This is a genomic window from Serratia sp. LACPHL-BACT-2024-00286, from assembly GCF_043109535.1.
Lineage (GTDB): Bacteria > Pseudomonadota > Gammaproteobacteria > Enterobacterales > Enterobacteriaceae > Serratia > Serratia sarumanii.
Map to the genome: position 1 here is coordinate 446296 of NZ_JBICNA010000001.1, position 26569 is coordinate 472864.

Here is a 26569-nt window from a genome sequence, read left to right on the forward strand (position 1 = left end):
ACGTGGCCTTTATGGGCTACAGTTTAGGCCAAAAACCCCTGCAGCGGTGTTAATTTTTTGTTATTATTAATCATTGTTTTCGTTGACATTATCCACATTCAGAGATAAGCACAAATGGCTAAAGAGACAACCCCCGGTCATCCGGTCACGGAACTGAATGAAATCCAACGTTATGTGACGCAACAGCGCGGCACCGAAGCGCCGTTCAGCGGCAAATTGCTGCACAACAAGCGCGAGGGCGTGTACCATTGCCTGTGCTGTAACCAGCCGCTGTTCTATTCCGAGACCAAATACGATTCCGGCTGCGGCTGGCCGAGCTTTTATGAGCCGGTTTCCGCCGATGCTATCCGTTATCTTGATGATAATTCACATAATATGCATCGTGTTGAAATCCGCTGCGGCCATTGCGACGCGCACCTGGGGCACGTTTTCCCCGATGGCCCGCAGCCGACCGGCGATCGCTACTGCGTCAATTCCGCTTCACTGAGCTTTACCGATGGCGAAAATGGCGACCAAACGGCCGGTTAAGTGGTAATTTAACCAACAAAATCGATTCAGCTAATTATTCATCCGTAAGCGAGAAGGGCTCTGATGGACGTGAAAGATCTGATTGCGGCGATGACGCCCGAGATATACCAGCGCCTGGTACAGGCGGTTGAGCTGGGCAAATGGCCGGACGGCGTGGCGCTGACGCCGGAGCAAAAAGAAAACAGCCTGCAGGCGGTGATGCTGTGGCAGTCGATGAACAACGTCGATCCGCAGCACATGAGCATCGGCACCGACGGGCAGATCGTGATGAAGAGCAAGCAAGAGCTGAAACAGCAGTTCGTTGCCGAGCCGTTGGCCAAACTCAAACCGCAGTAAGGCTTCCCTAATGAAAGCGGGGCGATGTCGCCATCGCCCCGTCGATTCACCGTTTTTCGCCCTTAATCCCCAGCGATTCCGCCAGCTGCTGCGCCAGCTGGTTGTTATCGTCCGCGCCGTACTCCCAGAACATCGCACCGCCCAATCCCTGACTTTTGATGTATTCGGCCTTGATGGCCACCGAACGCGGATTCTCGTAGGAGATTGCGAACAGCGGCTTGCCTTCGGCGGATTGCAGCGTCAGATAAGGCACTTTGGCGTCGTCATCCCAGTGCTCGCGAAAACGATGCTGCGGATCGTTGAGCAATTTACTGACGATATCGTGGTATTTAAAGTAAGTGTCTTTGCTGAGATCCAGCCCCAGCGCGCTGAACAGGGCGGTTTCTCGCGCGCTGAAGTAAGGTTGCGTCACCGGATGTTTGGCGGCGTCCGGCTTGTCCCAGTCGATACCCGCCTCGGTCGCCCGTTTCGGAACCCGGCCGTAGAAACCGATGCCCAGGTTCATCTGCGCCGGTTTCAGGCCGGCAGCCAGATAATTCTTGACCACGAAATCGGCGCTGTAGCGATCGGCGGCCGCCACGGTTGGCCAATGCTTTGAATCGTACAGGTTGGCATTGAAGTACTGCGTGCCGTAAGCCATGTCGTAGGTCATCAGATTGATGTAGTCGAGGTAAGGGGCAATGCTTTTCACATCAACCCATTCCTGCGGGCTTTTGACGTTGGCCCCGACGGCGATGGTTAACAGCTTGCCTTTACCCAGCGCCTGATGAAGCTCTTTCAACAGCAGGGTGAAGTTGTCGCGATCCGCCGGTTGGCTTTCCACCAGCCCCCAGGCGCCGTTCACCGGATATTCCCAGTCCAGATCGATGCCATCCAGCTGATACTGGGCGATCACCTGCAGCGCGGAGCGGATGAATATCGCCCGGTTTTCCGCAGTTGCCGCGGCACCGGAGAAACCCCGTGCGCCCCAGCCGCCGACCGACAGCAGCACTTTCAGCTCGGGGTTCTGTTTACGCAGTATCGGCAGCCGTTGCAGATCGGCCGTGACCTTCGGCGACAGGTAGATCTGGTGGCGGCGAGCGGGGTCTTTCAGCGCTGCATTGGCTTCGTCTTTCTCACCGTTGTAGATCAGGCCGAACGAATAGTTGAGGTGGGTGATTTGCGTGACGTCCAGCTTGTCGATGTCGCCACCGGGGCCGGCGGTGACGTCGCCGCCGCCGTTGAAGTAGCCAACGGAGAGATAAGCCGCCTGGGCCGTGCCTGCGCCGGCCATAGCCAACTGCACCGCCGCCAGTAAAGGCAGCAGTTTTTGGGTTATTTTCATGTCTTTCTCCTTGGGTCGGCAAGGCCGACCGTACCGCCTGAGGCGGTCACAATAAAGCCGGGCTCAGTGGGCCCCGGATGCGTATAACCGATTGACGCCAAAAGCGTCGGAGCCATAACAGCAAAAGCGCCTGCTGCTCACAAGCGGCTGGCGGAGAAGAAGGGCGATATTGTGAGCGGCGTCGAAATTTTCGCCACCGCGCAGAGAGGGCGCTGATGGCGCCCTGGAGGATTTAGTTGGCGAGGAATTGTGACAGGGTAACCAGTTGCGCACCGGCGCACGCCATGTCCTGCAGCGCCCGCTCGCTGTCGTCCGGCTGCAGATTCACGCCGCGGCAGCCGTCGACGATCACCTGCGTCGGATAGCCGGCGGCCAGCGCATCCAGCACGCTGAACTTGACGCAGTAGTCGGTCGCCAGGCCCATGATTGCCAGCCGCTGGACGCCCTGCGATTGCAGCCAGCCGTGCAGTTCGGTCTGCGCTCGGTGGCCGTTATCGAAGAATGCGCTGTAGCTGTCGATATCCGTATCCTGCCCTTTGCGAAAAACGGCATTGATATGTTGCCGCTGTAACTGGGGGTGAAAATCGGCGCCGTGGCTTCCTTGCACGCAGTGCACCGGCCACCACACCTGCGGCAGGCCTTCCAGCTCGCCGAGGGTGCCGACCTGCGCATGGGAGTTCACCGCAAAACTGCGGTGATTGGCGGGATGCCAGTCCTGGCTGGCTACCACCGGTTCGCCACGCGCCAGACAGGCGGCGATCGCCTGATTGGCCACCGGGATGACGGCGTCGCCCGCCGTGACCGCCAGCGCGCCGCCGGGGCAGAAATCGTTTTGCAGATCGATCAACAACAGGGCCGTTTTCATCGCCGCTCCAGAGTTCAGTAGGTTAACCGTTGATGCTCAGCTCGCCGCGCAGGTCTTGCTGCATCAGGGCGCGGATTTGTTCCGGCGTCAGCGGCTGGCTCAGCAGGTAGTGCAGCTTGGTCAGGGCGGCTTCCACCGTCATGTCGAAACCGCTGATCACCCCGGCGTGCGCCAGCGCGTTGCCGGTGGCATAGCCTTCCATATTGACGCGCCCGGAGATGCACTGCGTCAGGTTCACCACCACGATGCCGCGTTCTGAGGCCGCGCGCAACTCGTCGATCAGCTCGGCCTTCTGCGGCGCGTTGCCGACGCCGTAGGAACGCAGGATCAGCGCTTTGACCGGCTGCAGCAGGAAGTTGCGCACCACCGCGCCGGAAATGCCCGGATAGATAGTGACCACGCCGATCGGCTGCGGCGTAATGTCGTGCACCCGCAGCGCGCCGTTGCATGGCGGGCTGTCGATGCCTTGCTGGCGGCGAATGTGAATACCGGCTTCCAGCAGCGGCGGCAGATTCGGGGAGGCGAAGGCGTCGAAGCCGTCGGCGTGCGCTTTGGTGGTGCGGTTGCCGCGGAACAGCTTGTTGTTGAAGAACAGGCTGACTTCATTCACCGGATGGTTGGCCGCCAGATACAGCGCGTTGAGCAGGTTGGTCTGGCCATCGGAGCGCAGCTCCGCCAGCGGAATCTGCGAGCCGGTGACGATCACCGGTTTAGCCAGGTTTTCCAGCATGAAGGAGAGTGCCGACGCGGTGAACGCCATGGTGTCGGTGCCGTGCAGGATCACGAAGCCGTCGTAGCGATCGTAGTTCTGCTTGATGTCGTCGGCGATGTGCTGCCAGTCTTCCGGTGTCATATCCGAAGAGTCAATCAATGGCGCATATTCATGAATGGTGAAATCCGGCATTTCCGGGCGATGGAATTCGGGCATCAGCGCCAGCTGGCGCTGCAGGTGGCCGGAAACCGGGATATAGCCGTGATCGGAACGCTGCATGCCGATGGTGCCGCCGGTGTAGGCGACGTAAATGGATTTCTTTTGCATGGTCATGATTTTAACAAAGATAAGATGGGCTGAATTATAGGGGCATGGCGGCAGAAAAAAAGCCCGGCGATGGCCGGGCTGCAGAATTATTTGTCAGCGGACTTCTCCGCAGGTGAGACAGATCGCATAACGGTTTTGCGGATCGTTCAGGTTATTGAACAAACCCGGCTGTTCTTTCACCGCGTTGGCGACCGAGGCCAGCGGAGCGGGCAGCATGGCTTGAATCGCCGCCGGCAGCATGGCGTGAACGGAAACGCCGAACTGGCTGAGCACCATATCGCTCAGGCTTGGGGTATCGACGAACCAGTTGAGCTGCCACTGTTGCAGCTTCGCCAGCTCGGCGGCTTTTTTCACCGCGTCGTCGAAATCGCCCAACTGATCGACCAGGCCGTTGGCCTTGGCGTCGCTGCCGAGCCAGACGTGGCCCTGGGCGATTTGGTCAACCTGCTGCGGGGTCATCTTGCGCGATTTGGCGACCAAATCGAGGAAGTTCTTATACCCGTTTTCGATGTTCAGCTGCATCATCTGCGAGAACTCCTGCGGCAGCGCCTTGGTGACCGCAATGTCGGCCAGCGGCGAGGTCGCCACGCCGTCGGTGTGCACGCCCAGCGTATCCAGGGTTTTCTCGTAGGTGTTGATGATGCCGAAAATGCCGATGGAACCGGTCAGGGTGCTCGGGCTGGCGATGATGTAGTCGGCCGGCGTCGAAACCCAGTAGCCGCCCGACGCGGCCATGCCGCCCATCGAAACCACCACCGGTTTGCCGGCGGCGCGCACGGCGGCCAGTTCGGAGCGGATCACTTCGGATGCGCTGACGCTGCCCCCCGGGCTGTTGACGCGGAACACCACGGCCTTGATGGCCGGATCCAGACGGGCCTGACGCAGTTCGGCGGCGGTGCTATCACCCCCGACGTTACCCGGCGTCTGCGGGCCGTCCATGATGGCGCCGTTGGCGAAGACCACGGCGATCTTGCCGCCCTGGTTGGCGTCCGGTTTCGGCTGGTAGTCGTAGATGCTGATGGCGTTGAAATCGTTCGCCTGTTTATCCCAGCCGAAGGTCTTGACCAGCTGATTTTCGATCGCGGTGCGCGAGGCCAGCTCGTCCACCAGCTTATTGTCCAGCGCATAGCGAGCGGTGTCGCCACCGGCCGCCTGCAGGCCGCTCAGCACGCCGGCGGCGCCCGGGAACAGCTGCTGTGGCGTCAATTGGCGGTTGGCCGCGACGGTTTCCAGATAGTTCTGCCACAGGCCGCCAATCCAGCGGCTGTCCGCTTCGCGCGCCGCCGGAGACATATCGTCGCGGATCAGCGGTTCGACCGCCGATTTATAGGTGCCGACGCGGAAGATATTGGTGGTGACCTTGAGCATGTCCAGCAACGACTTGTAATACAGGTTGTTGGTGGCGAAACCGTGCAGATCGACCGCGCCCTGCGGCGACAGATAGACCTTGTTGGCGTAGCTGGCCAGGAAGTATTGCGTCTGGTTGTAGCTGTCGCCGATGGCGAAGATCGGCTTGCCGCTGTCGCGGAACTCGCGCAGCGCCTTGCCGATATAGCGCAGCGACGGCTGATCGGCGCCGACGAAGTCATTCAGCTGCAACACCATGCCGGTAATGTTTTTATCGTCTTTGGCCTTGCGGATGCTATCGACCACGTCGAACAGCGAGTTTTCCTGCAGACGGCTGCTGGAGGCGCCCAACAGCTCGCGGCCCCATTGCCGCACCCGGTTGTTTACCGAGGGCTGATCGACCACCACGCCGCTTAAATCGACCAGCAGCGCGCCGCGCGCCGGGGCCGTCGTGGTGGAGGAACTTTGGAAGGACAGATAGATGCCAACCCCAACCAGGATCAGCAAGACCAGGAACAGGTTAAGGATCAGTTCCCTGATAAAATTCAGCAGACGCCATGTCCACCGGAAAATGCCGGCAATAATTTGCCACAATGTGCGCATGTGCTCTCCAACAAGAGTCGAGAATGTTCCGCTATCCTAATGAGCGGCCGGGGAAATGTCAGCTTTAAATCGTGGCACACAGACGCTATCGCCGAGGCTGTAACTCGTCGTTTAGCTATGTTAACGTGGCCGGAATGAAAATTGTTATCAGGAGTTTACGATGGATGCTCTGGATCTTTTATTGAATCGCCGCTCGGCTTCGCGCCTGGCGGAACCGGCGCCGGCGGGGGAAGTGCGCCAAAATATCATCAACGCGGGCCTGCGTGCGCCCGATCACGGCGCGCTGCAGCCGTGGCGTTTCGTGATGATCGAAAATCAGGGTCTGGAGCGCTTCAGCCAGCTGCTGCAGGCGGCGGCGAAGCAGGATCAGCTGGACGAAGCGGCGATCGAAAAGGCCACCAAGGCGCCGTTCCGCGCGCCGCTGATCATCACCGTCATTGCGCACTGCACTGAAGAGACCAAGGTGCCGCGCTGGGAGCAGGTGGTTTCCGCCGGTTGTGCGGTGCAGGCGATGCAGATGGCGGCGCTGGCGCAGGGCTTTAACGGCATCTGGCGCACCGGCGCCTGGACCGAGCATGCGCTGGTGCGCGAAGCCTTCGGCTGCCGCGAGCAGGACGAGATCGTCGGTTTCCTCTATCTGGGCACGCCGCAGCTGAAGGCCGCCACCAAGGTGACGCCGCCGGACAGCACGCCTTTCGTCAGCTATTTCTGAGTTTTCTCCCGCGGGGCGCGGCGAAAATGCGCCAAACCCCGCAAAATCGCATGGTTTCTGAGCAGGCCGTTCGCTTATCGCTGGCGCGCTCTTATCAATCTCTTCGGCAAGCGCTACCCTATGTTATCTTGAGTGCCGTTACCGAAGGGAGTGGACTATGACATCGCCAGCGATCCGTTTAACCCAGTACAGCCATGGCGCTGGCTGCGGCTGCAAAATCTCACCGAAAGTTCTCGAAACCATCTTGCACAGCGAGCGGGAAAAGTTTGTCGATCCGCGCCTGCTGGTCGGCAATGAAACCCGCGACGACGCGGCGGTGTACGACATCGGCAACGGCGTCGGCATCATCAGCACCACCGACTTTTTCATGCCGATCGTCGACGATCCGTTCGATTTCGGCCGCATTGCGGCCGCCAACGCCATCAGCGACGTGTATGCGATGGGCGGCAAACCGATCATGGCGATCGCCATTCTCGGCTGGCCGATCGCCAAGCTGCCGCCGGAGGTGGCGCAGCAGGTGATCGACGGCGGCCGTTTCGCCTGCCAGCAGGCGGGGATCGCGCTGGCCGGCGGCCATTCCATCGATGCGCCGGAACCTATTTTCGGCCTGGCGGTCACCGGCGTGGTCAATACCGAACGGGTGAAGAAAAACAGCGCGGCACAGGCCGGGGCGAAACTCTATCTGACCAAGCCGCTGGGCATCGGCGTGCTGACGACTGCCGAGAAGCAAAGCAAACTGCGCACTGAGCATCAGGGCCTGGCGACCGAAGTGATGTGCCGCCTGAACAAGCCAGGCGCCGACTTTGCCGAGGTGGCGGGCGTCACGGCGATGACCGATATCACCGGTTTTGGCCTGCTGGGCCACCTGAGCGAGGTGTGCCAGGGCTCCGGTCTGCAGGCGACGGTCTGGTTCGAGCGGGTGCCGAAGCTGCCGGACGTCGAGGCGTATATCGCCGAAGGCTGCGTGCCGGGCGGCACCGGGCGCAACTTCGACAGCTATGGCCATCTGGTGGGCGAGATGAGCGATTTGCAGCGCCAGCTGCTGTGCGATCCGCAAACCTCCGGCGGCTTGCTGTTGGCGGTATTGCCAGAGGCGGAAGCGCAGGTGCTGGCGATTGCCGGGCAGCACGGTATCACCCTCAACGCTATCGGTGAATTGCATGCCGCACAGACCGGGCAGCCACTGATCGAGGTTGTGTAGTGTCCCACATCCAAGGAAGGCCGGACAGCGACGATTACCGACGCATTTTCCTGCAGGACGTGCCGCTGATTGACGTGCGCGCACCGATCGAATTTCAGCAGGGCGCCTTCGCACAGGCGGTGAATTTACCGCTGATGATCGACAGCGAGCGCCAGGCGGTCGGCACCTGCTATAAGCAGCATGGGCAGCAGGCGGCGATCGCGCTCGGCCACAGCCTGGTGAACGGCAAACTGCGCGAACAGCGCACCGCCGCCTGGCTGGCGGCCTGCGCAGCGCGGCCCGAAGGCTATATTTACTGCTTCCGCGGCGGGCTGCGCTCGCAGCTGGTGCAGCAATGGCTGCACGAGGCCGGCGTGGATTATCCGCGCATCATTGGCGGTTATAAGGCGCTGCGCAATTATCTGCTCGGTGTACTGACGCAAAGCGCGCAATTGCCGATGGCCCTGGTGGGCGGCAATACCGGCAGCGGCAAGACGCTGCTGGTCAACGAACTGGCCGACGGCGTCGATCTGGAAGGCGCTGCGCGCCATCGCGGTTCATCTTTTGGCCGAACGCTGGCGGGGCAGAGCTCGCAGATAGATTTTGAGAATCGTCTGGCTGTGTTATTGCTGAAAAAACAGCATGGTGGCAGCCGCCGTTGGGTGCTGGAAGACGAAGGGCGGATCATCGGCAGCAACAATCTGCCGTTGCCGTTGTTCAACGGCATGCAGCAGGCGCCGGTGGCGGTGATCGACGATCCGTTCGATATTCGTCTGGCGCGTCTGCAGGCCGAATATATCGACGGTATGCGCGAACAGTTCGAACAGGCCTATGGCGTGGAAGAAGGCTGGCGGCAGTACGACGACTATTTGCATCACGGCCTGTTCGCCATCCGCCGCCGTTTGGGCCTGGAGCGCTTCCAGCAGTTGACGCAGCGGCTGGAGGCGGCGCTGCGGGCTCAGCGCCTCAGTGGCCAGGGCGACGCGCACCGCGAATGGTTGGCGCCTCTGTTGCAGCAGTACTACGATCCGATGTATTGCTATCAGTTGGAAAAGAAAGCCCAGCGGATCGTCTTCCGTGGGAACTATGCAGAAGTAAGAGAATTCTTGATGACGTTCAGCCAGAAAAACGGTGATTAATGCGACTGTTCATAGCCGAGAAACCGAGTTTGGCGCGCGCCATTGCCGACGTCTTGCCCAAGCCGCATCGCCGCGGCGACGGCTATATCGCCTGTGGCAACAACGACGTGGTGACCTGGTGCGTCGGCCACCTGCTGGAGCAGGCCCAGCCTGACGCCTATGACAGCCGCTATGCGCGCTGGTCGTTGGCGGATCTGCCAATCATCCCCGAAAAATGGCGCTTACAGCCACGCCCTTCGGTCAGCAAACAGCTCAACGCCATTAAAAAGCTGCTGCACGAAGCCGATGAAGTGGTTCACGCCGGTGACCCGGATCGCGAGGGGCAACTGCTGGTGGATGAGGTGCTGGACTACCTGGATTTGACGGCGGAGAAGCGCCAGAACGTGCGCCGCTGTCTGATCAACGATCTCAATCCGCAGGCGGTGGAGCGTGCTGTCGAGCGTCTGCGCGACAACCGTGATTTCATTCCGTTGTGCGTGTCTGCGCTGGCGCGTTCGCGCGCCGACTGGCTGTACGGCATCAATATGACCCGCGCCTACACGCTGCTGGGCCGCAACGCCGGTTACGACGGCGTGCTGTCGGTGGGCAGGGTGCAGACCCCGGTGCTCGGATTGGTGGTGCGCCGCGACGAAGAGATCGAAAACTTCGTGCCAAAAGACTTCTTTGAGGTCAAGGCGCACATCGTCACGCCGAAAGAAGAACGCTTTGTGGCGCTGTGGCAACCCAGCGAGTCCTGCGAACCTTATCAGGATGAAGAGGGGCGTTTGCTGCACCGGCCGTTGGCGGAGCACGTGGTCAAGCGCATCGAGGGCCAGCCGGCCCTGGTCACGGCCTATAATGATAAACGGGAATCAGATACCGCGCCGCTGCCGTTCTCGCTCTCTACGCTGCAAATCGAGGCGGCCCGGCGCTATAACCTCAGCGCGCAACAGGTGCTGGACGTTTGCCAGCGGCTGTACGAAACCCACAAATTGATCACCTATCCGCGTTCCGACTGCCGCTATCTGCCGGAAGAGCATTTTGCCGGCCGCCACGCGGTGCTGAACGCCATCAGCGTGCACCAACCCGAGCTGTATCCGCAGCCGGTGATCGACAGCGATCGCCGCAACCGTTGCTGGGACGATAAAAAGGTCGATGCGCACCACGCCATTATTCCCACCGCCCGCGCCGGCAAGGTGAATCTGACGCAGGATGAACGGAATGTGTATGGGCTGGTGGCGCGCCAGTACTTGATGCAGTTCTGCCCGGATGCGGTGTTCCGCAAATGCGTGATCGAGCTGGATATCGCCGGCGGCAAATTCATCGCCAAGGCGCGTTTCCTGGCGGAGGCCGGTTGGCGTACGCTGCTGGGCAGCAAGGAGCGCGACGAGGAAAACGAAGGCGCGCCGCTGCCGGTGGTGGCCAAGGACGATGAGCTGCTGTGCGAGCGCGGTGAAGTGGTGGAACGCCAGACGCAGCCGCCGCGGCCGTTTACCGACGCCAGCCTGTTGTCGGCCATGACCGGCATCGCGCGGTTCGTACAAGATAAAGCGTTAAAGAAAATCCTGCGGGCGACCGATGGTTTAGGTACGGAAGCGACGCGAGCGGGGATCATCGAATTGCTGTTCAAACGGGCGTTTCTGTACAAGAAGGGGCGCTATATTCACTCCAGCGAAACCGGGCGCGCGTTGATTCACTCGCTGCCGGATCTTGCTGCGCGTCCTGATATGACGGCCAACTGGGAAGCCACGCTGACGCAAATCAGCGAGAAATCCTGCCGCTATCAGGACTTTATGCAGCCGTTGGTCGGCACGCTGCAAGAGCTGATTTATCAGGCCAAGCAGAGCCGGGCGAGCATGGCGTTTCGTGGGTTGCCGCCGCCGCCTTCCAGCGGGGGCAAAAAACGCAGGAAAAGCGCCGGCAAGGCGCAGGAGAAGAGTGAATGAAGCATGGACTCAGTGGGGTTTTAGCCGTCGCTGTCTTGGCGTTTTCCGGCCTGGCCGCCGCCAATCGCGGCGATGTGGACGTGGTGTTGCCGGTTTCGCCGGAGATTTGGGGCACGGCCAAAAGCGGCGTCAATCCGCCGCCGGCGCAGCCCTGCAACCGCTGTTGCGTCTACCAGAATCAAAACTATTCCGAGGGCGCGGTGCTTAAAGTGGAAGGGGAAGTGCTGCAGTGCGTGCGTGAGCCTAACACCATCGGCACCAACCCCTTGATTTGGGTGCGATTGAAGAAGTGACGATGTAACCTATCGCCGCGCTCAGCGCGCATCGCCTTGCGCGGCGATATAGTCCGCCAGCAGTGGAACGTCGGCGGGCGCCAGGGCGTATTCCTGCGCCTGTTGCGGCGTGACCCAGACCAGCGCCGAGTGGCAATGCAGTTGCAATTCACCGGAGAACTCCGCGACTCGCCAGGCATGTAGCCGGATGAGGCGTTCGCCTTGCTGCCACTGATTGCTGCCCACATGGTCGCCGATACGGGCGCAAATCCCCAACTCTTCATCCAGCTCGCGCGCCAGCGCCTCTGGCTGGCTTTCGCCGGCTTCAACCTTGCCGCCGGGAAACTCCCACAGACCGGCCTGATCGCTGCCTGCGCCGCGCTGGGCCAGCAAAATGCGGCCGTTCTGTTCCAGAATGGCGGCTACCACGTCGATAATTTTCATTGGCTTCACAGAGTAAAACCCCGGCGAGCGCCGGGGTGATGGGTTTACAGCGTAAATTCCGCCCACACCGGCGCATGGTCGGAAGGTTTCTCCATCCCACGGGTTTGGTAATCGATGCCGGTGGCGATGCAGCGCGAAGCCAGCGGGGTGCTGGCCAGCAGCAGATCGATACGCAGGCCGCGGTTGTCGTCGAACCCTTTGGAGCGGTAGTCGAACCACGAGAATTCGTCGCTGCGCCCCGGGTTGGCGTGGCGATAGGTGTCTACCAGGCCCCAATTCAGCAGGCGATCCATCCATTCGCGCTCTTCCGGCAGGAAGGAACACTTGCCGGTGCGCAGCCAGCGTTTGCGGCTGTCTTCGCCGATGCCAATGTCATAATCGCTTGGGCTGATGTTCATGTCACCCATAATCAACACCGGGGATTCAGCCGACAGCTGCTGCTCCAGGTAGTTTTGCAGATCCTGATAAAAGCGTGTTTTAGCCGGGAATTTGATCGGGTGGTCGCGGCTTTCACCTTGCGGGAAGTAGCCGTTGATCACCGTCAGCGTGCCCTGCGGCGTAGCCAGATCGGCCATGATGATGCGACGCTGCGCATCTTCTTCATCGGTCGGGAAACCGCGGCGCACGGCCAGAGGCTCCGCTTTGGTCAGCAGCGCTACGCCGTAATGGCCTTTTTGCCCGTGATAGAACACGTGATAGCCGTGCTGGCTGACTTCTTCCAGCGGGAACATGTCGTCGTGAACTTTCGTTTCTTGCAGACCGATCACGTCGGGCTGGTGCTGTTCGATAATTGCCGCCAGCTGATGCGGACGCGCGCGCAGTCCATTGATATTAAAAGAGACAAACTTCATGAGCGGTGCCGTTTTCACGAGAAAAATGTGCTGTGATAGTAGCAGAGTTTGGCGGGAAATGTAACGCAGACAGCGGCGGGACCGCTGGCTGCGCAGCGGCTTTATTTCGCCCAGCGGTCGTAATTTTTGGGTTGATAGTCGTCAAACTGTTGCAGCAGCGTTTGCGCCGATTCACTGATGTGCAGGGTGCCGAGGTAGTCGTGGCGCATAAAGCCCTGATCGGCGACGTGCTCGAGGAACTGGCTCAGCGGGCGGTAGAAGCCGTTGACGTTGAGCAGGCCGACCGGTTTGTTGTGATAGCCGATTTGCCCCCAGGTCCAGATTTCAAACAGCTCTTCCAGCGTGCCGATGCCGCCGGGCAGGGCGATAAAACTGTCCGCCAGCGCCGCCATACGGGCTTTGCGCGTGTGCATATCCGGCACCACTTCCAATTCAGTCAGGCCGCGATGCGCGGTTTCCGCTTCAACCAGGCGCTCGGGGATAATGCCGACAGCTTCACCGCCCGCCGCCAACACCGCGTCCGCCACGATCCCCATCAATCCTTTTTTGCCGCCGCCGTAGATTAAACGGCGCCCCTGTGCGGCCAGCAGCTGCCCCAGTTGACGAGCCTGCTCGGCATAAGCGGGATTGACGCCTTCGCTGGCGCCACAAAAAACGCAAATATTGTTTCGCATCCACCTGTTCCTTACTGCGCAAAAGAAGCCAGTGGTATAGCGAATTGTCGGCCGGAGTTCAAGTTACGGCTCGGAGGCGGAAATAAAACGCCGGATGAGAGCGCCGTTCGACGGTGTGAGTTTTCCCGAAGCGCGAGTGATAGATGCGATGTGCTTTGATGAGGTTTGGGGGATTTTATAAAAGATGGTGGTGGGGGAAGGATGATTCGTCGCTGCGCGACTCACCCTGCGGGCCGCGCTGAAGCGCGTTGTCTCACTGCGTGAGACTCGAACCTTGTCGAAGCTTCTCATCCTTCCCCGGTGCGGAGCATTATGGGGCGATGTGCTTTAAGTTTATTTGGGGTTTTCTATAAAGAGATGGTGGTGGGGGAAGGATAATTCGTCGCTGCGCGACTCACCCTGCGGGCCGCGCTGAAGCGCATTGTCTCACTGCGTGAGACTCGAACCTTATCGAAGCTTCTCATCCTTCCCCAGTGCGGAGCATTATGGGTGCGATGTGCTTTAAGTTTATTTGGGATTTTCTATAAAGAGATGGTGGTGGGGGAAGGATTCGAACCTTCGAAGTCTGTGACGGCAGATTTACAGTCTGCTCCCTTTGGCCGCTCGGGAACCCCACCATGGTATTCATGGATTTACAAATTGTCGTTCCAGTTTTATCTGGAAGAAACCTGGCCGGTTTCTTTACTGCGTCTTCGCTCCTGGCGGAGAGAGGATGGTGGTGGGGGAAGGATTATTCGTCACTTCGTTCCTCACCCTTCGGGCCGCGCTAAAGCACGTTATCCTTCCCTTTCTGATTCGCTTTAACCCAATGCGTATCAGCAACGAAAAGATGGTGGTGGGGGAAGGATTCGAACCTTCGAAGTCTGTGACGGCAGATTTACAGTCTGCTCCCTTTGGCCGCTCGGGAACCCCACCATATACATGGCTATTTAACTGGCCTTGCTTGCGAGAGCGCTGTCTCGGTAAGCGGGGCGCATCATATCAAATGAAGCGGATGTGTAAAGCATTGAAATGCAGAAAATGAATCGTTTGCCGTTTTTTTATTCTTGGCGGTGCATCCCTGAACGAAATGCACCGATTTATTGAGCGATTAAAGAATAACGGTGCGGTTGCCGTAGACGAAGACGCGCTGCGCCAGCACCTGATACAGCGCGCGGCTGAGCACGTTTTTCTCCACGTCGCGGCCGGCGCGCATCATATCCTCGGCGGAATAGGTGTGATCGACGTGGATCACGTCCTGCATGATGATCGGGCCTTCGTCGAGATTGTCGTTAACGTAGTGGGCGGTGGCACCGATGATTTTTACCCCGCGCTCATAGGCCTGGTGATAAGGGCGCGCGCCGATAAACGCCGGCAGGAACGAATGGTGAATGTTGATCACCTGATTCGGATAATGTTGCACGAAGGCCGGGGTCAGCACGCGCATATATTTGGCCAGCACCACGTAATCCGGCTGATATTGATCGATCTTGGCCGTCATTTCGCGGTCATGCTGTTCACGCGTCAGGCCTTCGTGGCTCACCAGATGGAAAGGAATATCGAAACGCTCCACCAGCGATTGCAGCGTGTCGTGGTTGCCGATCACGGCGGCGATTTCAACGTCGAGGCCGCCATAGGCGCTTTTCATCAGCAGATCGCCCAGGCAGTGGGCCTCTTTGGTGACCAGCACCACGATGCGCCGGCGCCCGGTGCTGTGCAGCTCACGCAGCGAACCTTCCGGCAGCGCGCTGTCCAGATCGGCCAGCAGCGTGTTGTCGTTGAAAATGCCTTCCAGCTCGGTGCGCATGAAGAAACGCCCGGTGCGGTGATCGACAAACTCATTATTCTGCACGATGTTGAGTTCGTGCTTGTAACAGATGTTGGTGATCTTGGCGATCAGCCCTTTGGCGTCCGGGCAGATGGTGCGTAACACTTTCCGTTGTACATTTTGGTGTGGCATGGGTTTGAGGATCCTGTCTGATACTGAACGGCCTGTCTGCGCAGGCGTAAACGTGAAGCGCCGGCCGGCTAGCGCCCGCAGCACTTCTTGTATTTTTTCCCTGAGCCACAGGGACACATCGCATTTCTGCCGGGCTGGGGTTTGGTGCCGTCGATATAATACCAACGTTGATCGCGACGAAGGAAGCGCGAGCGCTCATGCATCGCCTGTGGTTCGCCGCTTTCGCCATCGATAAAGCGGGCGATGAATTCGACGAAGCCTTCATCCGGCTCATGACCGGCTTTCTCTTCCACGATCGTCAGGCCTAACCATTCGGTATTTTTAAAGCTGTCGACGATTGCATTGCGCCACGCTTCGGCGCCGCAGTCGGGGTGCCAGGTGGCGATCAGATAGTCGACGTTATGACTCACGTAGGCGGTGAAGCGTGAACGCATCAGCTGACCGGGCGTGGGCGCGGGCTGATTGCCGCTGATAAAAGGGGCGCAGCACGCGTTATACGCCTGTCCGCTGCCGCATGGGCATGATTCGGGCAAAATAACTCCTGAGAACACGAGGCAGAAAATGAATTTAGCGCATATGTTACCTAACAATATTCGTCAGTGACAATCTACCCTGAAAGCAGAGAACACCTTTCACCGCGAGGATGGCGCTATGCGGCAAATCAAGATCGGACTGGCGCTGGGGGCGGGCTCGGCCAAAGGCTGGGCGCACATCGGCGTGATTAATGCGATAAAGAAACTGGGGATTGAGGTTGATATCGTGGCCGGTTGCTCCGTCGGCGCGTTGGTGGGGGCGGCGTTCGCCAGCCATCGTCTGCCGGCGATGGAGCAGTGGGTGCGATCGTTCAGCTATTGGGACGTGATTCGCCTGATGGATTTTTCCTGGCACCGTGGCGGCCTGTTGCGCGGCGAGCGGGTGTTTAACGCCGTCGGACAGTTGTTGAAGATCAATGATATCGCCGAATGTGCGCTGAAGTTCGGCGCCGTGACGACCAATCTCAGCACCGGGCGTGAGCTGTGGCTGACTGAAGGCGATATTCATCAGGCGATACGCGCCTCCTGCAGCATGCCTGGCCTGTTGGCACCGGTGTGGGCCGACGGCTATTGGCTGGTGGATGGCGCGGTGGTCAATCCGGTGCCGGTGTCGCTTTGCCGCGCCATGGGCGCCGATATCGTCATCGCGGTCGATCTGCAGCATGACGCGCACCTGATGCAGCAGGATCTGTTCTCGATACGTATCGAGGAAGAAAGCCCGGACGATGCGCCAGCGGCCACCTGGCGCGGGCGTCTGCGGGAGCGCATCGGCAGAATGCGGCAGCGCAAACCGGCGGCGGCGCCCACGGCGATGGAGGTCATGGGCACCTCGATTCAAATGCTGGAAAATCGCCTGAAGCGCAACCGGATGGCGAGCGATCCGCCGGATGTGCTGATTCAACCTTTTTGCCCGCAAATCTCGACGCTGGATTTCCACCGCGCCAATGAAGCGATCGAAGCGGGATTGCTGGCGGTGGAAAAACAACTGGATCGGTTGTTGCCGTTGATAAAAAATAGATAATTCTCGGTTCTCGGTTGGCATTGCGCGGTCAGTCTGTTTCAGACGAGCATAAGTGACCTTTTTGAGCCACTATTACACTATGGAAAGGGACGAGGCTCGGCTGATGGCATTACCACTTACTCACAAGCGCATCTTGATCGTTGAGGACGAACAGGTTTTTCGTTCGGTGCTGGTCGGTTATTTGGCCTCGCTGGGCGCTGAAACCGGCGAGGCGACCAACGGTTTACAGGCGTTGAGTGCCGTCGATGACTTCAAGCCGGATCTGATTCTGTGCGATCTCGCGATGCCGGAAATGGGCGGTATCGAATTCGTTGAACACCTGCGTTTGCAGGGGGTACAGATCCCGGTGCTGGTGATCTCGGCCACCGACAAGATGGCTGACATCGCCAAGGTGCTGCGGTTGGGCGTGCAGGATGTGCTGCTCAAGCCGCTGACCGATCTCAACCGCCTGCGTGAAGCGGTGCTGGCGTGCTTATACCCCAATATGTTCACCTCCCAGGCGATTGAAGAGGTTGAACTGTTTCAGGATTGGGATGCGCTGAGCAAAAATCCTTCCGAAGCCGTCAAACTGCTTAAACAATTGCAGCCGCCGGTACAGCAGACCATTGCGCATTGCCGGATCAACTATCGGCAGTTAACCACCGGCGAAAATCCCGGCCTGGTGCTGGATATCGCCGCCTTGTCAGAAAAGGATCTGGCATTCTATTGCCTGGACGTCACGCGCGCCGGCGATAATGGCGTATTGGCGGCTTTGCTGTTGCGCGCGTTATTTAATGGGCTGCTGCAAGATCATCTGGCTAATCAACAGCATCGTCTGCCGCAAATGTCGGCATTGTTAAAGCAGGTTAATCAATTATTGCGGCAGGGGAAATTAGACGGTCAATTCCCTCTGTTGTTGGGATATTATCACGCCGAAAATAAAAACCTGATCCTGGTTTCCGCCGGGCTGCATGCCAACGTCAATACCGGTGACAATCAAATCCAGCTGAACAACGGCGTGCCGCTGGGGACGCTGGGAGCTACCTACATGAATCAGATCAGTCAGCGCTGTGCCGCCTGGCAGTGTCAGGTATGGGGCAGCGGTGGCCGATTGCGGCTGATGCTCAGCGCTGAATAACAGGCAGCGATCGGCGAGATCTTAAGCTATTCACTTATCGGTAATTAAACCGTTTATTTATTCTCCCGATTATCCGAACGGGTAATAGTCCTAAATGTTTTCTATTTGTGTTCCGGCTAATGCTCGGCGCGTATAAGCTGGTATACTCCGAAGGTTTTTTTATATCGAGCCAAGCTCATAAAATGAGCGCTTTAGCTTTAAGAGAGGAAATAATGCCTGCTGTAAATCGCAAAGTCAGAAAAGCCGTGATCCCGGTTGCAGGCTTGGGTACGCGGATGTTGCCGGCCACCAAAGCCATTCCGAAAGAAATGCTGCCGCTGGTTGATAAACCGCTGATCCAATACGTCGTCAATGAGTGCATTGCGGCGGGGATTAACGAGATTGTGCTGGTCACCCACTCCTCCAAGAACTCGATCGAAAACCATTTTGATACCAGTTTCGAACTCGAAGCGATGCTGGAAAAACGCGTCAAGCGCCAATTGCTGGATGAAGTGCAGTCGATCTGCCCGAAAGGCGTTACCGTGATGCAGGTTCGTCAGGGCAATGCCAAAGGCCTGGGGCACGCAATTATGTGTGCCTACCCGATGGTGGGCGATGAGCCGGTCGCGGTGGTGCTTCCTGACGTGATCCTCGATGAATACAGCGCCGATCCGAAAAAAGACAACCTGCACGAAATGCTGCAGCGCTTCGAAACCACCGGCGTCAGCCAAATCATGGTTGAACCCGTGCCGCATAAGGATGTCGGAAACTACGGCGTAGCCGACTGCAAGGGCGTCGATCTGCAACCGGGCGAAAGCGCGCCGATGGTCAGCGTGGTCGAGAAGCCGTCGCCGGATAAAGCGCCTTCCAACCTGGCGATTGTCGGGCGTTACGTGTTGTCCGCCGATATTTGGCCGCTGTTGGCGAAAACGCCTCCAGGCGCCGGCGATGAAATTCAGCTGACTGACAGCATCGAAATGCTGATGCAGCAGGAAACGGTGGAAGCGTATCACCTGAAAGGCGTGAGCCATGACTGCGGTAACAAACTGGGTTACATGCAGGCTTTTGTAGAGTACGGCATGCGTCATGCCAGCCTGGGCAAAGAATTTTCTCAGTGGCTGCAACAGGTTGTTGCCGCTGACAAGAAGTAATTTGATCTTTCGTCTTAATTTGAAAAACTAGGATTTTCACATGAAAGTAACAGTTTTTGGTATTGGTTATGTGGGGCTGGTACAGGCCGCGGTGCTGGCTGAAGTTGGCCATGACGTTATGTGCATCGATGTTGATGAGCGAAAAGTCGAAAACCTGAAAAAAGGGAATATCCCGATTTTTGAGCCGGGCCTGGCGCCGCTGGTGCAGCAAAACTATGAGGCCGGACGCCTGCATTTCACCACCGATGCCAAAGCGGGCGTGGCGCACGGGAATATCCAGTTTATCGCCGTCGGCACGCCGCCGGATGAGGACGGCTCCGCCGATCTGAAATATGTCACCGCGGTGGCGCGCACCATCGCCGAGCACATGACCGATCGCAAAGTGGTGATCGACAAATCCACCGTGCCGGTCGGCACGGCGGACAAGGTGCGTCAGGTGATGGCGGAAACGCTGGCTAAGCGCGGCAGCAACGTGCCGTTCGACGTGGTGTCCAACCCTGAATTCCTGAAGGAAGGCGCTGCGGTGGCTGACTGCATGCGCCCTGAGCGCATCGTGATCGGTACCGATAATAAAGAGGTGATCGAACCTATTCGCGAGCTGTACGAGCCGTTTAACCGCAATCACGATCGTATGATCATGATGGATATCCGCAGCGCGGAGCTGACCAAATACGCCGCCAACTGCATGTTGGCGACCAAAATCAGCTTTATGAACGAAATGTCCAACCTGGCGGAAATGTTGGGCGCGGACATCGAGAAAGTGCGTCAGGGCATCGGTTCCGATTCACGCATCGGCTATCACTTTATCTACCCTGGCTGTGGCTACGGTGGCTCTTGCTTCCCGAAAGATGTGCAGGCCTTGATCCGCACGGCGGAGCAGATCGGTTACCAACCGAAGCTGTTGCAGGCGGTAGAGCAGGTCAACTACCAACAGAAAGACAAGCTGAGCAGCTTTATCAAAGACTATTTCGGCAGCGATTTGAAGGGCAAAACCTTCGCACTGTGGGGCCTGGCGTTCAAGCCGAATACCGATGACATGCGTGAAGCCTCCAGCCGCGTGCTGATGGAGCAACTGTGGGCTGCCGGCGCCACCGTTCAAGCCTACGATCCGGAAGCGATGAACGAAGTTCAGCGCATCTATGGCCAGCGTGACGATCTGAAACTGATGGGCACCAAAGAGGCTGCGTTGCACGGCGCCGATGCGCTGGTGATTTGCACCGAATGGCAGAATTTCCGCGCGCCGGACTTCGACGTGATCAAGGGTGCGTTGAAACAGCCGGTGATCTTCGATGGACGTAACCTGTACGATCCGGAGCGTTTGGCGAATCGTGGCTTTACCTACTATGCGATTGGCCGCGGCGCATCGATTAAACCGGTTATTTAAGGAGTGACCATGAAATTCCTGGTTACAGGCGCCGCAGGGTTTATTGGTTATCACGTTGCAGAGCGTTTGTTGACCGCCGGGCATCAGGTTGTCGGCATCGATAACCTGAATGACTATTATGACGTGGGCCTGAAAACGGCCCGTCTGGACAGACTGGCGGATAAGCCGGGATTCTGCTTTATCAAGCTGGATTTGGCCGATCGCGAAGGCATGGCGGCATTGTTCGCCGAGCATCAGTTTCAGCGCGTCATTCATTTGGGCGCGCAAGCCGGCGTGCGTTATTCGCTGGTCAACCCGTTGGCTTATGCGGACGCCAACCTGATCGGCCATTTGAACGTGCTGGAAGGCTGCCGGCATAATAAGGTCGAGCATTTACTTTACGCGTCCTCCAGCTCTGTTTATGGCCTCAATCGCAAGCTGCCGTTTGCTACCGAAGATTCTGTCGACCACCCTGTGTCACTGTATGCGGCAACCAAAAAAGCCAATGAGCTGATGTCACACAGCTACTCTCATTTATACGGTCTTCCGACGACGGGGCTGCGCTTCTTTACCGTATATGGTCCCTGGGGGCGTCCGGATATGGCGCTGTTCAAGTTTACCAAGGCCATATTGGCGGGGGAGAGCATCGATGTATATAACCACGGTGAAATGCACCGTGACTTTACTTACATTGATGATATCACCGAGGCGATTGTGCGGCTGCAGGCGGTTATTCCGCAGGTAGATCCGTCATGGACCGTTGAACAGGGATCGCCGGCGACCAGTTCCGCGCCGTATCATGTTTATAATATCGGCAATAACTCCCCCGTTAAACTGATGGAATATATCACGGCATTGGAGCAGGCTTTGGGGGTAACGGCCCGCAAGAATATGCTGCCGATGCAACCTGGCGACGTGATGGATACCAGCGCGGATACCGCAGAGCTTTATCGTGACATTGGTTTTAAGCCGGAAACCAGCGTTGAAGAGGGTGTGAAGCGCTTTGTTGATTGGTATAAGGCATTCTACCAGGTTCAATAATTGAACGAGGGTAAATGCGATAAAGGGGCCTTAGGGCCCTTTTTTTTCACTGGGATTTCGTGCAAGGAGGAAAATGCGAATTAGGATATTTACTAAAAGAAAAGGGATGAGGCGGGATCACGGCTATAAGCTTTAAAATGAAAAGGCCCCCCGCAGGGAGCCTTTCAGATACGGACTGAATCGCTATTACAGCAGGAAATCATCCAGAGATTTACCTTGCTCTTCGATAGCTTTCTTAATCACCGCAGGGGTACGGCCTTGGCCGGTCCAGGTTTTCAGTTCGCCGTTTTCGTCTTTATATTGGTATTTAGCAGGACGTGCTGCACGTTTTGCTTTGCCGGCAGCCTTGTTGGCAGCCATGGTTTGCAGCAGTTCATTCGGATCGATACCGTCAGCAATCAGCATTTCGCGGTATTGCTGCAGTTTACGGGTGCGTTCTTCGATTTCTGCTTGAGCCTGGCTGTCTTCTTCGCGACGTTCGTTCACAACAACTTCCAGTTTCTCGAGCATTTCTTCCAGCGTTTCCAGTGTGCATTCTCTTGCCTGGGCGCGCAGAGTGCGGATGTTGTTCAAAATCTTTAATGCTTCGCTCATTGTCCTAGTCTCAAATTATATTGGTGGGGGGCGTCTCGATAATAATAGAGTGCTATTTTCCTTTCTGCAATAGCCAAATTGACTTGAATACTCAAATTTACCTTTTAAAAAACCGTTAATCGGATCTGTCCGACTAATATAGGAAGGGCTGTTAACTATTACCCTCACCGCACTTAAGTCAAAATTTCAGCAGGCATGCTTTAAAATGCGCGTGGCGCAAGGCTTTCATCGATAAGTTATCGCTGTAATTTATATCAATATTACAATGGGTTCTGTGGGCTTAATCACGTCATGACGAGGCAGACATTGTAAACAATAGGGGTATCTGGGTAAAGATTGCGTCAGGAAACGTCGGGGGAGAACGAAGGTGATTAAATGCCCTGTATTGGCCTCACGTATAATAGGCAAGCACTCCGCCGCGGTCGCGGCGCCTGCCGAGGTGAAAGGGGGGATTATGCATTAATCGGCAAATGACCGGCTTAACCATTAGCAAGAATTAATAGTGATGACAGGCATACATTATCCTGTAAATAGCGGTAAAAAGAACGGGCCGACAGAAGGATATGTTTCGCTTGAAAGCGCATTATTACGGCGAACGCAATATTCGCTCGCTTTGGGCTGAGTCGGGGGGCGGGTTATGGTACACTCACCGTCCTAATCAACATTTGAATATTTCTTATACCATCGGAGTTGCGGGGCCATGGCTCAACTTTATTTTTATTACTCTGCGATGAATGCCGGCAAGTCCACCGCGCTGCTACAGTCTTCATATAACTATCAAGAACGTGGTATGCGCACGCTGGTGTTCACCGCGGAGATCGATCACCGCTTTGGGGTAGGCAAAGTCAGCTCGCGCATCGGTTTATCCTCGCAGGCCCAGCTCTATAATAACGACTCGATGCTGTACGCCATGATTCAGCAGGAGCATCAACAGCAGCCGGTGCATTGCGTGCTGCTGGATGAAAGCCAGTTCCTGACCAAGGCCCAGGTTGAGCAATTGTGCGATGTGGTGGACCAACTGGACATTCCCGTATTGTGCTACGGCCTGCGTACCGATTTTCTCGGTGAGCTGTTTATCGGCAGCCAATATTTGCTGGCCTGGGCTGATAAGCTGGTGGAATTGAAAACCATCTGCCACTGCGGGCGCAAAGCCAATATGGTGTTGCGGTTGGATGAAAACGGCCAGGCGATGCACGCCGGTGAGCAGGTGGTGATTGGCGGTAACGAGAGCTATGTCTCCGTCTGCCGCAAGCATTATAAAGAGGCGATTCACTCCCTGGAGTAGGGGAGAAAACGCCGCCAAAGCCCGCTGAAGCCTTTTGGTGACCTGAGTCGAAATGCAGCGCCTCGGGCGCAATAAAAAACCCGCCGTGTGGCGGGTTTTTCTATCGGTTCACGGAACTGTTATTTCTTGGGCTTCTTTACCGCGGCTTTGGCGGCAGCAGGAGCGGCAGCTTCCTCTTCTACCGCTTCGCTGAATTCGCGGCCGTAGAAGGTATCCAGCATGATTTGCTTCAGTTCGGCAATCAGCGGATAGCGCGGGTTGGCGCCGGTGCATTGGTCGTCGAACGCGTCTTCCGACAGCTTGTCGACTTTCGCCAGGAAGTCCGCCTCCTGCACACCCGCTTCGCGGATGGAGGTTGGGATGCCCAACTCGGTTTTCAGCTCGTCCAGCCAGGCCAGCAGTTTCTCAATCTTCTGCGCGGTGCGGTCGCCCGGGGCGCTCAGGCCGAGGTGGTCGGCGATTTCAGCGTAGCGGCGGCGCGCCTGAGGGCGGTCGTACTGGCTGAAGGCCGTCTGCTTGGTCGGGTTGTCGTTCGCATTGTAGCGAATAACGTTGGAAATCAGCATCGCGTTGGCAAGGCCGTGCGGAATGTGGAACTCCGAACCCAGCTTGTGCGCCATGGAGTGGCAAACCCCAAGGAAGGCGTTGGCGAAAGCGATACCGGCGATGGTGGCGGCGTTGTGCACGCGTTCACGAGCAACCGGGTTTTTCGCGCCTTCTTTATAGCTGGCCGGCAGATACTCTTTCAACAGTTTCAGCGCCTGCAGCGCCTGGCCGTCGGAGTATTCGTTCGCCAGCACCGAGACGTAGGCTTCCAGCGCGTGGGTGACCGCATCCAGACCGCCGAAGGCACACAGGGATTTCGGCATGTTCATCACCAGGTTGGCGTCGACAATCGCCATGTCCGGGGTCAGCGCATAGTCGGCCAGCGGGTATTTCTGCCCGGTGGTGTCGTCGGTCACGACGGCGAATGGCGTGACTTCCGAACCGGTGCCTGAGGTGGTGGTGATAGCGATCATCTTCGCTTTCACGCCCATTTTCGGGAACTTGTAGATACGCTTGCGAATGTCCATGAAGCGCAGCGCCAGATCCTCGAAGTGGGTTTCAGGATGTTCGTACAGCACCCACATGATTTTCGCAGCGTCCATCGGCGAACCGCCGCCCAGCGCGATGATGACGTCCGGTTTGAAGGAGTTCATCTGCTCGGCGCCTTTACGCACGATGCTCAGCGTCGGGTCGGCTTCCACTTCGAAGAACACTTCGGTTTCGATGCCGTGAGACTTCAGAACCTTGGTGATCTGGTCGGCATAGCCGTTGTTGAACAGGAAACGGTCGGTCACGATGAAGGCGCGTTTTGCCCCGTCGGTCGCCACTTCTTCCAGCGCGATAGGCAGCGAGCCACGGCGGAAGTAGATCGATTTCGGAAGTTTATGCCACAACATGTTTTCTGCTCGCTTCGCTACAGTTTTCTTGTTGATCAGGTGTTTAGGTCCGACGTTTTCAGAGATGGAGTTACCACCCCAGGAGCCGCAACCCAGCGTCAGCGAAGGCGCGAGTTTGAAGTTATACAGGTCGCCGATACCGCCCTGAGAAGCCGGGGTGTTGATCAGGATGCGAGCCGTTTTCATTTTATCGCCGAAGTAGGCGATGCGAGCCGTTTGGTTATCCTGGTCGGTGTACAGGCAGGAAGTGTGGCCGATACCGCCCATGGCGACCAGTTTTTCGGCTTTGGCGACGGCGTCTTCGAAGTCTTTGGCCCGGTACATCGCCAGCGTCGGCGACAGTTTTTCATGGGCGAAAGGTTCGGACTCGTCGACCAGCTTCACTTCGCCGATCAGCACTTTGGTGTTGGCCGGCACTTTGATGCCTGCCATCTCGGCGATTTTCGGTGCGGATTGCCCGACGATGGCCGCGTTCAGACCGCCGTTTTTCAGGATGATGTCCTGCACCGCTTTCAGTTCTTTACCCTGCAGCAGATAGCCGCCGTGGGAAGCGAAGCGTTCGCGTACCGCATCATAAATAGAGTCGACGACGATGACCGACTGTTCGGAAGCGCAGATAACGCCGCTGTCGAAGGTTTTGGACATCAGGATAGAGGCGACCACGCGCTTGATGTCTGCGGTTTCGTCTACCACCACCGGCGTATTACCGGCGCCGACGCCGATGGCCGGTTTGCCGGAGCTGTAGGCGGCTTTCACCATGCCCGGGCCACCGGTGGCCAGGATCAGGTTGATGTCCGGGTGGTGCATCAGCTGGTTGGACAGCTCGACGGTCGGTTGGTCGATCCAACCGATGATGTCTTTCGGCGCGCCGGCGGCGATAGCGGCTTGCAGCACGATATCGGCGGCTTTGTTGGTGGCATTTTTCGCACGCGGGTGCGGCGAGAAGATGATGCCGTTACGGGTTTTCAGGCTGATCAGCGCTTTGAAGATCGCGGTAGAAGTTGGGTTGGTGGTAGGGACGATACCGCAAATCAGGCCGATAGGCTCGGCGATGGTGATGGTACCGAAGGTGTCATCTTCAGACAGGATGCCACAGGTTTTTTCATCTTTATAGGCGTTGTAGATGTACTCGGAAGCGAAGTGGTTTTTGATCACTTTGTCTTCGACGATACCCATTCCGGATTCTTCCACGGCCATTTTGGCCAACGGGATACGGGCATCAGCAGCGGCGAGGGCGGCAGCGCGGAAAATTTTATCCACTTGCTCTTGAGTGAAGTTGGCATATTCGCGCTGGGCTTTTTTGACACGTGCGACAAGCTCGTTCAGTTCAGCGACATTCGTTACAGCCATAATGCTCTCCTGATAATGTTAAACTCTTTCAGTAAATAAGCCGTGCGAGCCACTAGTATAGTCATAACGGGAATAAACGGTGATTTGAATACCGGGGCTTTCCCGCGTTATTTCTTCGCATGCTGCTGATTTGCTTAAAGAGCTTCACCCTACGCCAACCGGAGGGGCAGGCAGTGAGGAGAAGGGAACCGGCTGGGCTGCCGCCGACTTTGTTCTACTCCCTGACTACGACTAAGAGCTTACCCACTGTTGGGTAGTCGATTTGTGATCTAAATCATGAAAAGTGCAAGCTGACACCTTTCAGCTTGCCGGTGTTGGGAATCATTCTTGATAACTGTGAGCGATGACTCTTTTTTCAACATAAAAAATCAAAAGGCCATACATCACTTTAACAAAGGGCATTTGTTTCGTTGCATAACTTGCTGACAGTCAAAAATGCTGCTTGGGCCGGATGGATTACCCGCGCCAATTCCATTACATTAGCGCGCATAGGCAGCACACCTTTTTTATAGCGA

General features: G+C 57.4%; 24 protein-coding genes, 2 tRNA genes and 2 other RNA genes. 13 read left to right on the forward strand and 15 right to left on the reverse strand.

Features of this window, described 5'->3' with window-relative positions:
* Window positions 1-114 precede the first annotated feature (114 nt).
* On the forward strand, window positions 115-528 hold the full coding sequence (msrB, locus tag ACF8MC_RS02215; RefSeq protein WP_004932219.1) for a peptide-methionine (R)-S-oxide reductase MsrB: 414 nt from the start codon (window positions 115-117) through the stop codon (window positions 526-528).
* A 63-nt stretch (window positions 529-591) separates the two neighbouring features.
* The gene (locus tag ACF8MC_RS02220; RefSeq protein ID WP_033634809.1) at window positions 592-864 is read left to right on the forward strand and encodes a YeaC family protein; all 273 of its coding nucleotides are present in this window, start codon (window positions 592-594) and stop codon (window positions 862-864) included.
* Window positions 865-910: 46 nt separating this feature from the next.
* Here ACF8MC_RS02220 and ACF8MC_RS02225 read toward each other — a convergent pair whose 3' ends face one another.
* The 4 genes from ACF8MC_RS02225 to sppA all read right to left on the reverse strand — a co-directional run bounded on the left by ACF8MC_RS02225 (window position 911) and on the right by sppA (window position 6042).
* The gene (locus tag ACF8MC_RS02225) at window positions 911-2188 is read right to left on the reverse strand and encodes a glycoside hydrolase family 18 protein (protein WP_164104805.1); all 1278 of its coding nucleotides are present in this window, start codon (window positions 2186-2188) and stop codon (window positions 911-913) included.
* Between the two features lie 232 nt (window positions 2189-2420).
* Window positions 2421-3053 carry a bifunctional nicotinamidase/pyrazinamidase gene (pncA, locus tag ACF8MC_RS02230; protein WP_033647610.1) on the reverse strand — a complete coding sequence of 211 codons (633 nt, stop codon included), beginning with the start codon at window positions 3051-3053 and terminating at the stop codon, window positions 2421-2423.
* A gap of 22 nt (window positions 3054-3075) precedes the next feature.
* On the reverse strand, window positions 3076-4092 hold the full coding sequence (gene ansA, locus ACF8MC_RS02235; RefSeq protein ID WP_033638505.1) for an asparaginase: 1017 nt from the start codon (window positions 4090-4092) through the stop codon (window positions 3076-3078).
* 93 nt (window positions 4093-4185) lie between these two features.
* A complete protein-coding gene (gene sppA / locus ACF8MC_RS02240; protein ID WP_164038915.1) occupies window positions 4186-6042 on the reverse strand; it encodes a signal peptide peptidase SppA in 1857 nt (618 codons plus the stop codon).
* 160 nt (window positions 6043-6202) lie between these two features.
* Here sppA and ACF8MC_RS02245 point away from each other — a divergent pair, with 160 nt between their 5' ends.
* The 5 genes from ACF8MC_RS02245 to ACF8MC_RS02265 all read left to right on the forward strand — a co-directional run bounded on the left by ACF8MC_RS02245 (window position 6203) and on the right by ACF8MC_RS02265 (window position 11291).
* Window positions 6203-6754, forward strand: a complete 552-nt coding sequence (locus ACF8MC_RS02245) for an NAD(P)H nitroreductase (RefSeq protein ID WP_004932204.1) — start codon at window positions 6203-6205, stop codon at window positions 6752-6754.
* A 157-nt stretch (window positions 6755-6911) separates the two neighbouring features.
* Window positions 6912-7955: a selenide, water dikinase SelD gene (selD, locus tag ACF8MC_RS02250; protein ID WP_164104804.1), complete on the forward strand. Its 1044-nt coding sequence runs from the start codon at window positions 6912-6914 to the stop codon at window positions 7953-7955.
* On the forward strand, window positions 7955-9073 hold the full coding sequence (mnmH, locus tag ACF8MC_RS02255; RefSeq protein WP_164104803.1) for a tRNA 2-selenouridine(34) synthase MnmH: 1119 nt from the start codon (window positions 7955-7957) through the stop codon (window positions 9071-9073). Before selD ends, mnmH begins: the two co-directional genes overlap by 1 nt.
* The gene (locus ACF8MC_RS02260) at window positions 9073-10998 is read left to right on the forward strand and encodes a DNA topoisomerase III (RefSeq protein WP_164038908.1); all 1926 of its coding nucleotides are present in this window, start codon (window positions 9073-9075) and stop codon (window positions 10996-10998) included. The genes mnmH and ACF8MC_RS02260 overlap by 1 nt, the downstream gene beginning before the upstream one ends.
* Window positions 10995-11291 carry a YnjH family protein gene (locus ACF8MC_RS02265; RefSeq protein WP_164104802.1) on the forward strand — a complete coding sequence of 99 codons (297 nt, stop codon included), beginning with the start codon at window positions 10995-10997 and terminating at the stop codon, window positions 11289-11291. The genes ACF8MC_RS02260 and ACF8MC_RS02265 overlap by 4 nt, the downstream gene beginning before the upstream one ends.
* Window positions 11292-11312: 21 nt before the next feature.
* Here the strand turns inward: ACF8MC_RS02265 and ACF8MC_RS02270 are convergent, their stop codons facing one another.
* The 9 genes from ACF8MC_RS02270 to ACF8MC_RS02310 form a co-directional block, all read right to left on the reverse strand.
* A complete protein-coding gene (locus ACF8MC_RS02270; protein WP_033654369.1) occupies window positions 11313-11714 on the reverse strand; it encodes a pyrimidine (deoxy)nucleoside triphosphate diphosphatase in 402 nt (133 codons plus the stop codon).
* A gap of 44 nt (window positions 11715-11758) precedes the next feature.
* Window positions 11759-12565, reverse strand: a complete 807-nt coding sequence (gene xthA, locus ACF8MC_RS02275; RefSeq protein ID WP_060425833.1) for an exodeoxyribonuclease III — start codon at window positions 12563-12565, stop codon at window positions 11759-11761.
* 101 nt (window positions 12566-12666) lie between these two features.
* A complete protein-coding gene (locus ACF8MC_RS02280; RefSeq protein ID WP_004932190.1) occupies window positions 12667-13239 on the reverse strand; it encodes a TIGR00730 family Rossman fold protein in 573 nt (190 codons plus the stop codon).
* A gap of 185 nt (window positions 13240-13424) precedes the next feature.
* A non-coding RNA gene (locus ACF8MC_RS02285) (RtT sRNA) lies at window positions 13425-13551 on the reverse strand.
* Between the two features lie 46 nt (window positions 13552-13597).
* Window positions 13598-13724: non-coding RNA, RtT sRNA (locus tag ACF8MC_RS02290), on the reverse strand.
* Between the two features lie 47 nt (window positions 13725-13771).
* A tRNA-Tyr gene (locus tag ACF8MC_RS02295) sits at window positions 13772-13856 on the reverse strand.
* 213 nt (window positions 13857-14069) lie between these two features.
* Window positions 14070-14154, reverse strand: a tRNA-Tyr gene (locus tag ACF8MC_RS02300).
* 175 nt (window positions 14155-14329) lie between these two features.
* Window positions 14330-15178: a formyltetrahydrofolate deformylase gene (purU, locus tag ACF8MC_RS02305; protein ID WP_016927485.1), complete on the reverse strand. Its 849-nt coding sequence runs from the start codon at window positions 15176-15178 to the stop codon at window positions 14330-14332.
* Between the two features lie 68 nt (window positions 15179-15246).
* Window positions 15247-15711, reverse strand: a complete 465-nt coding sequence (locus tag ACF8MC_RS02310; RefSeq protein WP_033634796.1) for a YchJ family protein — start codon at window positions 15709-15711, stop codon at window positions 15247-15249.
* A 118-nt stretch (window positions 15712-15829) separates the two neighbouring features.
* On the opposite strand from ACF8MC_RS02310, the gene rssA reads away from it, so the two are divergent.
* The 5 genes from rssA to ACF8MC_RS02335 all read left to right on the forward strand — a co-directional run bounded on the left by rssA (window position 15830) and on the right by ACF8MC_RS02335 (window position 21383).
* A complete protein-coding gene (rssA, locus tag ACF8MC_RS02315) occupies window positions 15830-16732 on the forward strand; it encodes a patatin-like phospholipase RssA (RefSeq protein WP_033634795.1) in 903 nt (300 codons plus the stop codon).
* A gap of 103 nt (window positions 16733-16835) precedes the next feature.
* On the forward strand, window positions 16836-17849 hold the full coding sequence (gene rssB / locus ACF8MC_RS02320; protein ID WP_033634794.1) for a two-component system response regulator RssB: 1014 nt from the start codon (window positions 16836-16838) through the stop codon (window positions 17847-17849).
* 212 nt (window positions 17850-18061) lie between these two features.
* Window positions 18062-18979 carry a UTP--glucose-1-phosphate uridylyltransferase GalU gene (gene galU, locus ACF8MC_RS02325; protein ID WP_033634792.1) on the forward strand — a complete coding sequence of 306 codons (918 nt, stop codon included), beginning with the start codon at window positions 18062-18064 and terminating at the stop codon, window positions 18977-18979.
* A gap of 40 nt (window positions 18980-19019) precedes the next feature.
* Window positions 19020-20363, forward strand: coding sequence for a UDP-glucose/GDP-mannose dehydrogenase family protein (locus ACF8MC_RS02330; protein ID WP_033634791.1), 1344 nt, complete (start codon window positions 19020-19022; stop codon window positions 20361-20363).
* 9 nt (window positions 20364-20372) lie between these two features.
* Window positions 20373-21383 carry an NAD-dependent epimerase gene (locus tag ACF8MC_RS02335; protein WP_164105012.1) on the forward strand — a complete coding sequence of 337 codons (1011 nt, stop codon included), beginning with the start codon at window positions 20373-20375 and terminating at the stop codon, window positions 21381-21383.
* A gap of 186 nt (window positions 21384-21569) precedes the next feature.
* On the opposite strand, the gene hns is transcribed toward ACF8MC_RS02335, so the two are convergent.
* Window positions 21570-21977, reverse strand: coding sequence for a histone-like nucleoid-structuring protein H-NS (gene hns / locus ACF8MC_RS02340; protein ID WP_004932170.1), 408 nt, complete (start codon window positions 21975-21977; stop codon window positions 21570-21572).
* 700 nt (window positions 21978-22677) lie between these two features.
* On the opposite strand from hns, the gene ACF8MC_RS02345 reads away from it, so the two are divergent.
* Window positions 22678-23262, forward strand: a complete 585-nt coding sequence (locus ACF8MC_RS02345) for a thymidine kinase (protein ID WP_033634789.1) — start codon at window positions 22678-22680, stop codon at window positions 23260-23262.
* Window positions 23263-23381: 119 nt separating this feature from the next.
* Here ACF8MC_RS02345 and adhE read toward each other — a convergent pair whose 3' ends face one another.
* Window positions 23382-26054 carry a bifunctional acetaldehyde-CoA/alcohol dehydrogenase gene (gene adhE / locus ACF8MC_RS02350; RefSeq protein WP_033634787.1) on the reverse strand — a complete coding sequence of 891 codons (2673 nt, stop codon included), beginning with the start codon at window positions 26052-26054 and terminating at the stop codon, window positions 23382-23384.
* Between the last annotated feature and the right edge of the window lie 515 nt (window positions 26055-26569).